The sequence below is a fragment of the Streptomyces sp. B21-083 genome, assembly GCF_036898825.1.
Classification (GTDB): domain Bacteria; phylum Actinomycetota; class Actinomycetes; order Streptomycetales; family Streptomycetaceae; genus Streptomyces.
Map to the genome: position 1 here is coordinate 72,161 of NZ_JARUND010000002.1, position 14,887 is coordinate 87,047.

Annotated in this window: 1 protein-coding gene; it reads right to left on the reverse strand. The window is 74.9% G+C overall.

Annotation, left to right across the window (positions count from 1 at the left end):
• Nucleotides 1-15 precede the first annotated feature (15 nt).
• Nucleotides 16-14,880, reverse strand: a complete 14,865-nt coding sequence (locus tag QA861_RS24680) for a type I polyketide synthase (RefSeq protein ID WP_334590762.1) — start codon at nucleotides 14,878-14,880, stop codon at nucleotides 16-18.
• Between the last annotated feature and the right edge of the window lie 7 nt (nucleotides 14,881-14,887).

Here is a 14,887-nt window from a genome sequence, read left to right on the forward strand (position 1 = left end):
CGGGCCGGTACGCGGTCAGGCACTCTCGCTCCCCAGCGCCAGCCGTACGAGGTCGTCCACGTCCATCTCCTGGATTCCGGCCGCCCGTTCGGACGACCCCGGTGCGCTGCTCTCCGGGTCCGGTCCGGCCAGCTTCAGCAGTGCGTCCAGCAGTCCGGAGCCGCGCAGCTTGTCCAGCGGGATCGTGGACAGGGCGCGGGTGATCTCGTCGTCGGCCAGGGTCGGTGCCGGGGCCTGCGGGGCGCCGGCCGGGGCGAGGCGTTCGGCGCAGTACGCGGCGACGGCGGCCGGGCTCGGGTAGTCGAACACCAGGGTCGCGGGGAGCCGTAGACCGGTCGCCGCGTTGAGGCGGTTGCGCAGTTCCACCGCGGTCAGGGAGTCGAAGCCGAGCTGCCGGAAGGCGCGTTCGGGGTCGACCGCCGAGGCCCCCGCGTGGCCGAGCACGTCGGCGGCGTGCGCGCACACCAGGTCGGCGAGCACGGCGTGGGCGTCGTCGGCGGCCAGCCCGGCCAGCCGCCCGCGCAGCGCGTCCGCGCCGTCCTGGCCGCCGCCGGTGGCCGCCGTCCGGCGTACGGCGCCGCGTATCAGTGTCCGGAAGAGGGCGGGTACGGCGGCGACGCCCGCCCTGGCGCGCATCCGAGCCAGGTCGAGCCGGACCGGCACCAGTACCGCGTCGTCCCGTTCGAGGGCGGTGTCGAACAGGGCGAGTCCCTCGTCGGAGGTGAGTGCCCCCACGCCGCCGCGGGAGATGCGCCGCAGGTCGACCTCGTCGAGGGTGCCGGTCAGGGTGGAGCGCTCGGCCCACATGCCCCAGGCGAGCGACTGGCCCGGCAGGCCCTGGGCACGCCGGTGCTGGGCCAGGGCGTCCAGGAAGGCGTTGGCCGCCGCGTAGTTGCCCTGGCCGGAGCTGCCGACGGTGCCGGCGGCGGACGAGAAGAGTACGAAGGCGGACAGCGGCAGGTCGCGGGTCAGTTCGTGCAGGTTGAGCGCGGCGTCCGCTTTGGGGCGCAGGACGTGGTCGATGCGCTCGGGGGTGAGCGAACCGATGACTCCGTCGTCCAGGGTGCCGGCCGAGTGGATCACCGCGGTGAGCGGGTGGGCGTCGGGGACACCGGCGAGCAGTGCCGCCACGGCGTCGCGGTCGGCGGTGTCGCAGGCCGCGGCCTCCACCCGGGCGCCCAGGGCGGTGAGTTCGTCGACCAGGGCGGTCGCCTCGGGGGTGTCGGCGCCGCGCCGCCCGGTCAGCAGCAGGTGACGTACCCCGTGCCGGGTGATCAGGTGACGGGCCACCAGGCCGCCGAGGACGCCGAAGGCGCCGGTGACGAGCACCGTGCCCTCGGGGTCCCAGGGCTTCACGGCGGCGCCGTCGGTGTCCGCGACCGGGGTCCTGGTCAGGCGGGGCGCGAGCGTACGCCCGTCCCGTACCGCAAGTTGGGGTTCCGCGGCGGCGAGGGCGGCGGGCAGGGCCCTGAGCGCGTCGGCCGGTTCCTCGGCGTCGACCAGGACGAACCGGTCGGGGTGTTCGGACTGCGCCGAGCGCACCATCCCCCATACGGCGGCGGCGGCCAGGTCGCCGATGTCCTCGCCGGGTGCGGTGGCGACACCGCCCCGGGTGATCAGGACCAGCCGGGTGTCGGCCCAGCGGTCGTCGGCCAGCCAGGTCTGGAGCAGGCGCAGGGTGTCGGCGAGCGCGGTGCGGGCCGCGTCCGCGCTGTTCCCGCCGGGCGGGCAGGCCGTGACGACCACGTCGGGCACGGTGGTGCCCGACTCCACGGCGGCGGTGAGCGCGTCGAGGTCCTGGTGGGTGTCGGACAGCAGTTCACCCGCGCCGAGCGCCGCCCATCGGCCGACGGGCGGCTCGGTGGTGGCGGGCAGGGCGGTCCAGTCGAGCCGGAACAGCGAGTCGCGGCTCTGGGCCGCGGCGCCGCGCAGGGCGTCCACGGCGATCGGGCGGATGGCGAGCGCGGCGACGTCGGCGACCGGCCGGCCGGCCGGGTCGGCGGCGGACAGAGCGACCGAGCCGGTGTCGTCGTAGCTCAGCCGTACGCGCAGTTCGGTCGCTCCGGAGGCGTGCAGGCGGACGCCTTCCCAGGAGAAGGGCAGCCGGGCGGTGCCGGGCTCGTCGCTCTGTTCGGCGCCGTCCGGGGTGGCGAGCCACAGGCCGTGCAGGGCGGCGTCCAGCAACGCGGGGTGCAGACCGAAGCCTGCGGCCCCGGTGTGCTGGTCCCCGGGGAGCCGTACCTCCACGTAGACGTCCTGGCCGAGGCGCCAGGCGGCGTGCAGGCCGTGGAAGGCGGGCCCGTAGCCGTAGCCGGCGTCCGCGAACCGCTCGTAGAGGCCGTCGACAGGCACGGGTTCCGCCCCGGCGGGCGGCCAGGCCACGTCGTACGGGTGGGCCGTCGGGTCATCGGCCCGGGCGGGGGCGAGGACGCCGGTGGCGTGGCCGGTCCACGGGGTGCCGTTGCCGTCCTCGGCGCGGGAGAACACGCCGAGGGTGCGCCGCCCGGTGTCGTCGGGCGCGCCGACGCGCACCTGGAGCTGGACGGCGGCGTCCCGGTCGAACACCAGCGGCGCCTGGAGGGTGAGTTCCTCCACCAGGGGGCAGTCCGCCTCGTCGCCGGCGCGGACGGCCAGTTCGACGAAGCCGGTGCCGGGCAGCAGGACCACGCCGGAGACCGCGTGGTCCGCGAGCCAGGGGTGGGTGCGGGTCGACGCGCTGCCGGTGAGCACGAGGTCCCCGGTGTCGGCGACCTCGACGGCCGCGGCGAGCAGCGGATGACCGGTGGCGCCGGGCCCACGGGGTGTCGCGGCGGGCGGCTGGATCCAGTAGCGGCGCCGCTGGAAGGCGTACGTCGGCAGCTGGGCCGTGTTCTCGCCGGGGAACGCGGCGGTCCAGTCGACCACTCCCCCGCGCACCCACAGTTCGGCCGCCGACAGCAGGACGCGTCGTAGTCCGCCCTCGTCGCGGCGCAGGGTGCCGAGGACGACGGTCTCGTGTCCGGCGGTCTCGGCGGTCTCCTCGACGGCCATGGTGAGCACGGGGTGCGGGCTGACCTCGACGAAGGAGGTGAACCCTTCGGCGGCCAGGGCGCGGACGGCGGGGTCGAAGCCGACGGTCCGGCGCAGGTTGCGGTACCAGTAACCGGCGTCCATGCCGGTGGTGTCCAGCCAGCCGCCGTCCTCGACCGTGGAGTACAGGGGAACCTTCGCCGGCATGGGTGTGATGCCGGCGAGGGCGTCCATGAGAACGCCGTGGATCTCCTCCACGTGCTCGGAGTGCGAGGCGTAGTCGACGTCGATGCGTCGGGCGCGTACGCCCTTGGCCTCGCAGTCCGCGAGCAGGGCGGTCAGGGCTTCGGAGTCGCCCGCGACGACGGTGGTGGCGGGGCCGTTCAGCGCCGCCACCGACAGGGCGCCCGTCCAGGGGGCGAGGGCGGCCTCTGTCTCGTCCGCGGGGAGGGACAGCGAGGCCATGCCGCCTCGTCCGGCCAGCGCGTCCAGGGTCCGGCTGCGCAGGGCCACGACCTTGGCCCCGTCCTGAAGGGACAGCGCGCCCGCCACAACGGCGGCGGCGATCTCGCCCTGGCTGTGGCCCACGACGGCGTCCGGTACGACGCCCAGCGACCGCCACACCTCGGCCAGCGACACCATCACGGCGAACAGGGCGGGCTGCACCACATCCACGCGGTCCCACGCACTGCCCGACCGCACGGCATCGAGAAGCGACCAGTCCACGAAGGGGGCGAGCGCCTGCTCGCACTCCGCCATCCGGGCCGCGAACACCGGCGACTCGTCCAGCAACTCCCTTGCCATACCGGCCCATTGAGAGCCCTGGCCGGGGAAGACGAAGACGGTACGGCCGACAGTGTCGGCGATCCCTCGTACGAGGTCGGGGGCGGTGCCTCCGTCGGTGAGCGCGGTCAGTGCGGCCGGGAGCCGGGTGCTGTCGCCGACGAGGACGGCGCGGTGCTCGAACGCCGTACGGGTGGCCAGGGTTCGGCCGATGTCGGCGGGTGTGTCCTCCGGCGCCTCGGTCAGGTGGGTGGTCAGGCGCGCGGCCTGGCCATGCAGCGCGTCCGGTGACTTCGCGGACAGCGGCCAGGCGACGGGCAGGGCCGGCATCCCGTCGGAGGCCTGCTGCCGGGCCTCCTCCGGGGCCTCTTCGAGGATCGCGTGCACATTGGTGCCGCTCATGCCGAACGCGGAGATCCCGGCGCGGCGCGGGCGGCCGGTGCGCGGCCACGGGGTCGGGTCGGTGACCACGTCGACCGCGCCGGCCGTCCAGTCGACCTGGGTCGAGGGCCGGTCGACGTGCAGGGTGGGCGGCACCTGTCCGTGCTGGAGGGCCAGGACGGTCTTGATGACGCCGGCCACGCCCGCGGCGGCCTGGGTGTGACCGATGTTGGACTTGAGGGAGCCGATCAACAGCGGGCGGCCGTCGGCGCGTTCCTGACCGTACGTGGCGATCAGGGCCTGGGCCTCGATGGGGTCGCCGAGCCTGGTGCCGGTGCCATGAGCCTCGACGACGTCGACGTCTGCCGCCGAGAGCCGGGCGTTGGCGAGGGCGGAGCGGATGACCCGCTGCTGGGAGGGGCCGTTGGGTGCGGTGAGGCCGTTGCTGGCGCCGTCCTGGTTGACGGCGCTGCCGCGCAGCACGGCCAGCACGGGGTGCCCGCGCCGCTGCGCCTCGGAGAGCCGCTCCAGCAGGATCACACCGACGCCCTCGGCCATGCCCATGCCGTCGGCGGCGTCGGAGAACGCCTTGCAGCGGCCGTCGGCGGCCAGCCCGCGCTGGCGGGCGAAGCTGATGATGGCGCCCGGGCTGGACATCACCGCGACACCCCCCGCGAGGGCGAGCGAGCAGTCGCCGGCGCGCAGTGCCTGGGCCGCGAGGTGCACGGCGACGAGGGAGGCGGAGCAGGCCGTGTCGACGGTGACCGCCGGCCCCTCCAGGCCCAGGGTGTAGGAGATGCGGCCGGAGATCACGCTGGCCGCGCTGCCGGTGAGGAGGTGGCCCTCGTTCTCCTGGGTCTGGGCGACCGAGGCGCCGTAGTCCTGGTAGTTGACGCCGGTGAAGACACCGGTGTCGCTGCCGCGCAGGAGATCCGGGTCGATGCCGGCGCGTTCGAAGGTCTCCCACGAGGTCTCCAGGAGCAGCCGCTGCTGCGGGTCCATGGCGACGGCCTCGCGCGGGGAGATGCCGAAGAAGTCGGCGTCGAACTCGCCGGCGTCGTAGAGGAATCCGCCGTGCCGCACATAGCTGGTGCCGGGCTGGTCCGGGTCGGGGTCGAACATGGACTCCAGCGGCCAGCCGCGGTCGGTCGGGAACTCCGAGACGACGTCGCCGCCGTCCTCCAGCAGCCGCCACAGTTGTTCGGGGGTGTGCACCCCGCCGGGGAAGCGGCAGCTCATCGCGACGATCGCGATCGGTTCGTCGGCCGCCGCGGTACCGGCGGGCGCGGGCGCCCGGTCGGCGGGTGCCTGGCGCTCGCCGAGTACCTCGGCACGGATGTGCTCGGCGAGCACGGCCGCTGACGGATAGTCGAAGACGAGGGTGGCGGGCAGTCGCAGACCGGTGGCGGTGCGCAGCCGGTTGCGCAGTTCGACGGCGGTGAGCGAGTCGAAGCCGAGTTCCTGGAACGCCTTGCCGGGCCGCAGCTCCTGCGGGGAGTCGTGTCCGAGGACGGCCGCCGCGTGGGTGCGTACGAGGTCCAGGGTGACGCGGCGCTGCTCGGCGTCGGCCAGGCCGTCCAGGCGCTCGCGCAGCACATTGGCGGCCGGGGTCGCGTCCGTGCCGAGCGCTGCGGTTTCCTCCAGCTGGCGCCTGGCCTCCGGTACACCGGTGAGCAGCCGGCTGGGGCGTACGGAGCCGAAGACCGCCGCGAACTGCTCCCAGTCGACGTTGGCGAGGGCGATGACCGTCTCGTCGTCGTCGAGTGCCTGCTGGAGTCCGGCGAGCGCGAGGTCGGGCTCGATGAGCGGCAGGCCCTGCTTCTGGACGCGGTAGAAGTCGGAGTCGTCGACGGTGTCACGGACGGTCCAGGGGTTGGCGGCCGACCAGACCCCCCAGTCGACGGTGGTGGCGCTCAGGCCCCGCGCCCTGCGGGTTTCGGCGAGGGCGTCGAGGTAGGCGTTGCCGGCGGTGTAGGCGGCGTGGTTGCTGCTGCCCCAGACGCCGGCGATGGAGGAGAACATGACGAAGGCGTCGAGTTCCCGGTCGAGCAGTTCGTCCAGGTGCCGGGCCCCGTCCGCCTTCGCGGCGACGACCTCGGCGAAGGCGTCGAGCGGGGTGTCGTCCAGGGAGGCGAGCTGGATGTAGGCGGCGGCGTGGAACACGGCGGTGACGGGCGTGCCCTGTTCGTCGAGTCCGGCGAGGAGCCCGGCGACCTGTTCGCGGTCGGAGACGTCGCAGGCGGGCAGGGACAACCGGGTCCCCAGCTCGGCGAGTTCGGCGCGCAGTTCGTCCGCTCCGGGTACGTCGGCGCCGCGCCGTCCGGGGAGGACGAGGTGCTCGGCGCCGCCCCGGGCGAGCCAGCGCGCGACGTGCGGTCCGAGGGCGCCGGTGCCGCCGGTGACCAGGACGGTGCCGCGGGGCTTCCAGGCTGGCCGGTGGCCGGGCCGACGCGGGGCGCGGACCAGACGGCGGGCCAGCAGTCCGGCGGCGCGGACGGCGAGCTGGTCCTCGCCGGTTGCGCCGGAGAGGGCCCCGCGAAGCCGGTCGCGGGAGCGGGAGTCGAGGGTCGGCGGGAGGTCGATGAGGCCGCCCCAGCGGGTGGGGTGTTCCAGGCCGGCGACCATGCCGGTGCCCCAGATCAGTGCCTGGTCGGGGGCGGTGAGCGGGTCGGTGTCGCCGGTGGAGACGGCGCCGTGGCCCGCGCACCACAAGGGGGCCTCGACACCGAGGTCGCCGAGCGCCTGGATGAGGACGAGGGTGAGCGCCGAGCCTGCCGAGACCGCGGGGTGGTCGGGGTGCGGGCGGCCGGCGAGCGCCAGCAGCGACAGGACGCCCTGCGGGGTACGGCCGTCCAGGGCGGCGGCGAGCCGGTCCGCGAGGGCGGCACGGTCGACGTCCGCGTCCGTGAGAAGCACGGTCACGGCCTCGGCGCCGGCCTCACCGACGGTCAGGAGGGTGTCCCGTACGAGCTGGTCGTCCTGGTGTCCTTCGGGCAGGACGACGAGCCAGATCCCGGACAGGGCGGCGGCGGGCGGGCCGGGGACCGGCTGCCAGTCGACGCGGTAGCGCCAGGTGTCGACGGCGGCACTCTCGCGCTGCCTGCGGCGCCAGGCGTTGAGGGCGGGCAGCACCGTGCCGAGCGTCTCGGCGTCCACGGCCAGGTCGCCCGCGGCCTCGGCGGCATCGCCGCGCTCGACGATCCGCCAGAACTCGGAGTCCGCCTCGTCCTCGGCGCCCGTGTGTGCGGTCGGTTCGGCGCCCTGGAGCCAGTAGCGCTTGTGCTCGAACGGGTAGGTGGGCAGGTCGGTGCGGCGGGCGCCGGTGCCCTCGAAGAGGACCGGCCACAGTACGGGTACGCCACGCACCCACAGTTCGGCGGCCGAGGTGAGCGCGCGGGTGAGGCCGCCCTCGTCGCGGCGGAGTGTGCCGGTCACCACGGTCTGCGGGGCCTCGGCGTCCTCCAGGGTGTCCTGGACGGACATGGTGAGCACCGGGTGCGGTGAGACCTCGACGAAGACCTGGTGGCGCTGCTCGGCGAGGGCGCGTACGGCGCCGTCGAACTCGACGGTCTCGCGCAGGTTCCGGTACCAGTACCCGGCGTCCATCGCGGTCGTGTCGAGCCAGTCCCCGGTGAGGGTGGAGAACAGCGGAACCTGTCCGGCGACGGGCTCGATGCCGGCCAGCGCGACGAGCAGTTCCTCGTGGATGCGTTCGACGTGGGCGGAGTGGGAGGCGTAGTCCACGGCGATGGTGCGGGCCCGTACGCCGTCCTCCTCGCAGACGGCGATCAGCTCGCCCAGCGCCTCCGCGTCGCCGGAGACGACGACCGCGGACGGTCCGTTGACGGCGGCGACGGAGAGGCGCCCGGACCACCGGGCGACCAGCTCGACGGCGCGCTCGCGCGGGACCGCCACGGAGACCATGCCGCCGTGCCCGGCGAGGGAGAGGATCGCGCGGCTGCGCAGGGCCACGACCTTGGCGCCGTCGTCCAGGGAGAGGGCTCCGGCGACCACGGCGGCGGCGATCTCGCCCTGGCTGTGACCCAGTACGGCGTCGGGCTCGACGCCCCAGGAGCGCCACAGGGCGGCCAGCGACACCATCACGGCCCACAGCGCGGGCTGGACCACGTCGACCCGTTCGAAGGGCGGGGTGTCCGGGGCGCCGCGCAGCACGGCGTCGAGCGACCAGTCGACGTACGGCGTGAGGGCCTGTTCGCAGGCGGCCACGGAGGCGGCGAACACCGGTGAGGTGTCCAGCAGTTCGACCGCCATGCCGGCCCACTGGGCGCCCTGGCCGGGGAAGACGAAGACGCGCCGGCCGTCGGTGTCGGCCGCGCCGCGGATCAGCCCAGGGACGTCCTCGCCGCCGGCCAGCCCGTCGAGGGCGGCCGACGGGGCGCCGCCCCCGGTGCCGAACAGCACCGCACGGTGTTCGAAGGGGGCGCGGCCGGTCGCCAGGGAGTAGCCGGTGTCCAGCGGGTCGGGGGAGCCGCCCCGGGCGAGGTGGTCGCGCAGCCGCTGGGCCTGGTGTGCAAGGGCCTGCGGTGACTTGGCCGAGAGCACCCAGGGCAGGACGGGCGCGGCGGACGTGGGCTGCGGGTCGGCTTCCTCGGGGGCGGGCGGGGCCTGTTCGAGGATGGCGTGGACGTTGGTGCCGCTGAAGCCGAAGGAGGAGATGCCCGCCCGGCGGGGCGCCCCGGTCTCCGGCCAGTCGCGTGCCTCGGTGAGCAGTTCGACCTCGCCCGAGACCCAGTCGACGTGCGGGGAGGGCTCCTCGGCGTGCAGGGTGCGGGGGAGGACACCGTGCCGCAGGGAGAGCACCGTCTTGATCACTCCGGCGACTCCGGAGGCGGCCTGGGTGTGGCCGATGTTGGACTTGAGCGCGCCGAGCCACAGCGGGCGGCCGTGCGGTCGTTCCTGTCCGTAGGTGGCGAGCAGGGCGTCGGCCTCGATGGGGTCGCCGAGGGTGGTGCCCGTGCCGTGCGCCTCGACGACGTCGATGTCGGCGCCGGTCAGGCCGGCGTTGCTGAGGGCGTGGCGGATGACCCGCTGCTGGGCGAGGCCGTTGGGGGCGGACAGGCCGTTGCTGGCGCCGTCCTGGTTGACGGCGCTGCCCCGCAGTACGGCGAGCACCGGGTGGCCGTTGCGGCGGGCGTCCGAGAGGCGTTCGAGGAGCACCACGCCGACGCCCTCGGCGAGACCCATGCCGTCCGCGGAGGCGCCGAAGGCCTTGCAGCGGCCGTCGGCGGCGAGGCCCCGCTGCCGGGAGAAGCCGACGAACACACCCGGGGTCGCCATGACGGCGACGCCACCGGCCAGGGCGAGCGAGCAGTCGCCGCCGCGCAGGGCCTGGGCGGCGAGGTGCATCGCGACCAGTGAGGAGGAACAGGCCGTGTCGACGGTGACCGCCGGGCCCTCCAGACCGAAGGTATAGGCCACGCGCCCGGAGACCACGCTGGCGGCGCCGCCCGCGACCAGGTGCCCTTCGCCGCCCTCCGGCGAGGAGCCCGCGAGCGAGGTGTAGTCCTGGTAGTTGACGCCGGCGAAGACACCGGTGGAGGTGGTGCGCAGGGAGGTCGGGTCGATGCCGGCCCGTTCGACGGCCTCCCACGAGGTTTCCAGGAGCAGCCGCTGCTGCGGGTCCATGGCGACGGCCTCGCGGGGCGAGATGCCGAAGAAGGCCGGGTCGAAGTCGCCCGCGTCGTGCAGGAAGCTGCCTTCCCGGACGTACGAGGTGCCCTGGTGGTCCGGGTCGGGGTGGTAGAGGCGGTCCAGGGGCCAGCCTCGGTCGGCCGGCATGCCGGACAGCACCTCGCCGCCGTCTGCGAGCAGCTGCCACAGCCGCTCCGGGGTGTCGATGCCGCCGGGGAAGCGGCAGCTCATCGAGACGATCGCGATGGGCTCGTCGGGGTCCGCGACGGGGACGACGGCCGTCAAGGCCGCCGACGGGGCGGTGTCGCCGAGGAGTTCGGTGCGCAGGTGCTCGGCGAGGAGGGCCGCGCAGGAGTAGTCGAAGACGACGGTGGCGCGCAGCCGCAGGCCGGTGACCGTGTTGAGCCGGTTGCGCAGCTCGACGGCGATCAGCGAGTCGAAGCCCAGTTCGCGGAAGGCCCGGTCGGGCAGCACCGCGTCGGCGGACTCGTGGCCCAGGACGGCGGCGGCGTTGGTGCGGACGAGTTCCAGAAGGGTGCGGCGCACCTCGGGCTCGGGCAGTCCGGCGAGGCTGCGGCGCAGGGTGGAGGCGTCGTCGGTGTCGCCCGGGGCTGCTTCGCTCGGGTCCTCGGCGAGGGCGCGGACGTCGGGGAGGCCGGCGATGAGCGGGCTGGGCCGTACGGAGGTGAACACGGGCACGAAGCGGGCCCAGTCGACGTCGGCGACCACGACGACGGTCTCGTCGTCGTCCAGGACGCGCTGGAGTCCGGTGATGGCCAGGCGCGGGTCCATGAAAGGGATGCCGCGTTCCAGCAGGGCGCGTTCGAGGTCGCTGGTGGCGAGGCCGCCACCCTCGGCGCTCCAGATGCCCCAGACCACGGAGGTGGCGGCGAGGCCTCGGCCTCGGCGGTTCGCGGCGAGGGCGTCGAGGTAGGCGTTGCCGGCCGCGTAGGCGGCGTGGTCGGCGCTGCCCCACACGCCGGAGACGGAGGAGTACAGGACGAAGGCGTCGAGGTCGGTGTCGGAGAGGACGGCGTCGAGGTTGGCGGCGCCCTGGACCTTCGCGGCCAGGGTGGCGTTCATGCTCGCCGGGTTCTCGTCGCGTACGGGGACCAGCTGGGCGGCGGCCGCGGTGTGCAGGACGGCGCGGACGGGGTGGCCGTCGGCGGCGACCCGCTCGACGAGCGCGGCGAGCGCCTCGCGGTCGGTGATGTCGCAGGCGGCCAGGGTCACCCCGGTGCCCAGGGCGGTGAGTTCGGCCTCCAGTTCGGCGGCGCCGGGGGCGTCGGCACCCCGGCGGCTGACGAGGACCAGGTGCTCGGCGCCGCCGTGGGCGAGCCAGCGGGCGGCGTGTGCGCCGAGCCCGCCCGTGCCGCCGGTGACGAGGACCGTGCCGGAGGGCCGCCACGGAGCAGACGGCTCGGGGGCGGAGGGGGTGGCGCGGACCAGACGGCGGGCGTGGACGCCGGACGGCCGGATCGCGATCTGGTCCTCGTCGCCGGCCCCGGCCAGGAGGTCGGCGAGCAGGTGTCCGGCGCGTGCGTCGCACTGCTCCGGCAGGTCGATCAGACCGCCCCACAGGCCCGGGTGTTCCAGCGCCGCCGTGCGACCGAAGCCCCAGGTGAGGGCCTGGACCGGATGGGGCACCGGGTCGGAGGGCCGTACCGGGACGGCGCCGGTGGTGACACACCAGAGCGTGGTCCGCACGCCGAGGTCGTCCAACGCCTGGACGAGCGCGGTGGTGAGCGCCAGTCCCACGGGCAGGGCGGGCAGCCCGTCGTGGGGCCGCTCGTCGAGGGCCAGCAGGGAGAGGACTCCGGCCGGCGCGGTTGCCGTGCCGGAGGTGGCGGGCGAGTCGGACGAGCCGGGTGCTTCGGCCAGCAGCTCGCGCAGGCGGTCGGTGAGCCTTGTCCGGTCGGTGTAGGTGTGGTCGAGGACGACGAGTTCGGGGTCGGCACCGCGCTCGCGTAGGGCCTCGACGGCACGGGTGACCGTGTCGTCACCGGCGTGGCCGTCCGGGACGAGGACCGGCCAGCGGCCCCGCAGCGGCCCGGCGGTGCGGGCGGTGAGCCGCTGCCAGTCGACGTGGTAGCGCCAGCCGTCGAGGACGGCGCGGTCGCGGCGGCCGCGGCGCCAGGTGGAGAGGGCGGGCAGCACGTCGCTCCAACTGGCGGCCTCGACACCGAGCGTGGCCGCGACGGCGGCCACGTCCTCGCGTTCGACGGCGGCCCAGAAGGCGGCGTCCGCCGGGTCGGTGACCTCCGGGCCGGCGCCGGGCCTGGTCTGCGGCTCCAGCCAGAAGCGGCGGTTCTGGAAGGCGTACGTCGGCAGTGCGACCTGCTCGGGCCGGTGCGCGGCGAACACGGCCGCCCAGTCCACCCGTACGCCGTGCACATGTACCTGGGCGAGGGCGGTGAGGACCCGGTGCAGGCCGCCCTCGTCCCGGCGCAGGGTGCCGGTGACCAGGTTCGGCGGGGCCGGGACCGCCGTGTCGGGATCGGCGAGGTCGTCGAGGATGTCCTGCGTCGGCACGGCGAGGACCGGGTGCGGGCTGATCTCGACGAAGACGCGGTGGCCGCGTCCGACGAGGTCGCGTACGGCGGCGTCGAACTCGACGGTCTGCCGCATGTTGCGGAACCAGTAACCGGCGTCCAGGCCGGTCGTGTCGAGCGGTCCGCCGGTCACCGTGGAACAGAACGGGATCACGGAGGGGGCCGGCCGTACGAGGGCGAGCGCGTCGAGCATGCGGTCGCCGAGCGGGTCCATGTGCGCGGAGTGGCCCGCCACATCGGCGGCGACCCGCCGTACCCGTACCTCGCGTTCCTCGCACTGCTGGAGGAACTCGTCCAGGGCCTCGGGGTCCCCGGAGACGACCGCGGAGGCCGGGCCGTTGACGGCGGCGACCGACAGTCGGCCGTCCCAGGCCCGCAGGCGTTCCCGCAGGGTGTCCGCGGGCAGCGCCACGGAGGCCATGCCGCCGGTGCCGGACAGTTCCAGCTGGGCGCGGCTGCGTACGGCGACGATGAGGGCGGCGTCTTCGAGGGTGAGGGCGCCGGCGACGTACGCGGCGGCTATCTCGCCCTGGGAGTGGCCCACGACGGCATCGGGTTCGACGCCGTACGACTGCCACACCGCGGCGAGCGAGACCATGACGGCGAACAGCACGGGCTGCACGACGTCGATGCGGTCCAGCGGCGCGGCGTCCGGCTCCGCGCGCACCACCGCCGACACCGACCAGTCCAGGTGCGGGGCGAGGGCCTGTTCGCACTCGGCCATGCGGGCGGCGAACACCGGTGACTCGTCGAGGAGTTGACGTGCCATGCCCATCCACTGGGAGCCCTGGCCGGGGAAGACGAACACGGTCTTGCCGTCACCCGCGCCGGTGCGCCCGGTGACGGTGTCGGCGGCGCTGCCTCCTGCGGCGACGGCCGCGAGTCCGCGCAGGAAGCCGTCGGACCCGTCGGCCACGACGACGGCCCGGTGCTCGAAGTCCGAGCGGGAGGCCGCGAGGGAGTGGCCGATGTCGGCCGGGCGGAGGCCGGGGCGGTCGGCGAGCCAGGAGGCGAGGCGGGCGGCCTGGTCGCGCAACGCCTCGGGGCTGCGGCCGGAGAGCAGCCAGGGCGCGGTCGCCAGGGAGGTCATGACCGGCGTGCCCTGCGGCTCGACGGCGTCGGGCTCCTCGGCCTCGGGTGCCTGCTCGATGATGACGTGCGCGTTGGTGCCGCTCATGCCGAACGACGAGACGCCCGCCCGGCGCGGCCGGCCGGTCTCGGGCCAGTCGAGGCGCTCGGTGAGCAGCCGTACGCCGCCGGAGCTCCAGTCCACGTGCGGGGTCGGCGCGTCGACGTGCAGGGTCTGCGGAAGGACGCCCTGCCGGATCGCCATGACGACCTTGATGACACCGGCCAGGCCCGCGGCGGCCTGGGTGTGGCCGATGTTGGACTTGATCGAGCCGAGCCACAACGGCTGGTCCTCGGCGCGGTCCTGGCCGTAGGCGGCGAGCAGGGCGTCGGCCTCGATGGGGTCGCCGAGCCGGGTGCCGGTGCCGTGCGCCTCGACGACGTCGACCTCGGCCGGTGAGAGCTGGGCGTCGGCGAGGGCGGCCCGGATGACGCGCTGCTGGGAGGGGCCGTTGGGCGCGGTGAGGCCGTTGCTGGCGCCGTCCTGGTTGATGGCGCTGCCGCGCAGCACCGCGAGCACCGGGTGGCCGGCCGCTCGAGCGTCGGAGAGCCGCTCCACCAGGAGCACGCCGACGCCTTCGCCCCAGCCGGTGCCGTCGGCCGCCGCCGCGAAGGGCTTGCTGCGGCCGTCGGCGGCGAGGCCGCCCTGGCGGGAGATCTCCACGAAGGCGCCCGGCAGGGCCATCACGTTGACGCCGCCGACGAGGGCCAGCGAGCACTCGTCGTTGCGCAGGGACTGCGCCGCGAGGTGCAGGGCGACCAGCGAGGCGGAGCAGGCCGTGTCGACGGTGACCGACGGCCCCTCCAGCCCCATGACGTAGGAGACGCGCCCGGACATCACGCTGATCGCGTTGCCGGTCATCAGGAAGCCCTGGACGCCCTCGGGGGCGCCGTCGGCCAGCGACATGTAGCCCTGGTCGATGGAGGCGGCGAACACACCGGTACGGCTGCCGCGCAGCGAGACGGGGTCGATGCCGCCCCGTTCGACGGCCTCCCAGCAGGCCTGGAGCATCAGCCGCTGCTGCGGGTCCATGGCCAGCGCCTCACGGGGCGAGATTCCGAAGAAGTCCGGGTCGAAGCCGCCGGCGTCGTCCAGGAAGGCCCCGGTGACGGGTACTCCGTCGCCGGCCAGCCGGGCGGCGTCCCAGCCCCGGTCGGCGGGGATCCCCGCGTAGGTGTCGCGGCCGTCCGCCACCAGTTCCCACAGGTCCTCGGGGCTGTGCACCCCGCCGGGGAAGTGGCAGCTCATCGCGACGACGGCGATGGGTTCCCGGCTGCGCTCCTCGGCGTCCCGCAGCCGTCGCCGGGTCTGCTGGAGGTCGATCGTCACACGGTTGAGGTAGTCGCGGAGCTTCTGTTCGGTCTGGTCACTCACTGGGCAT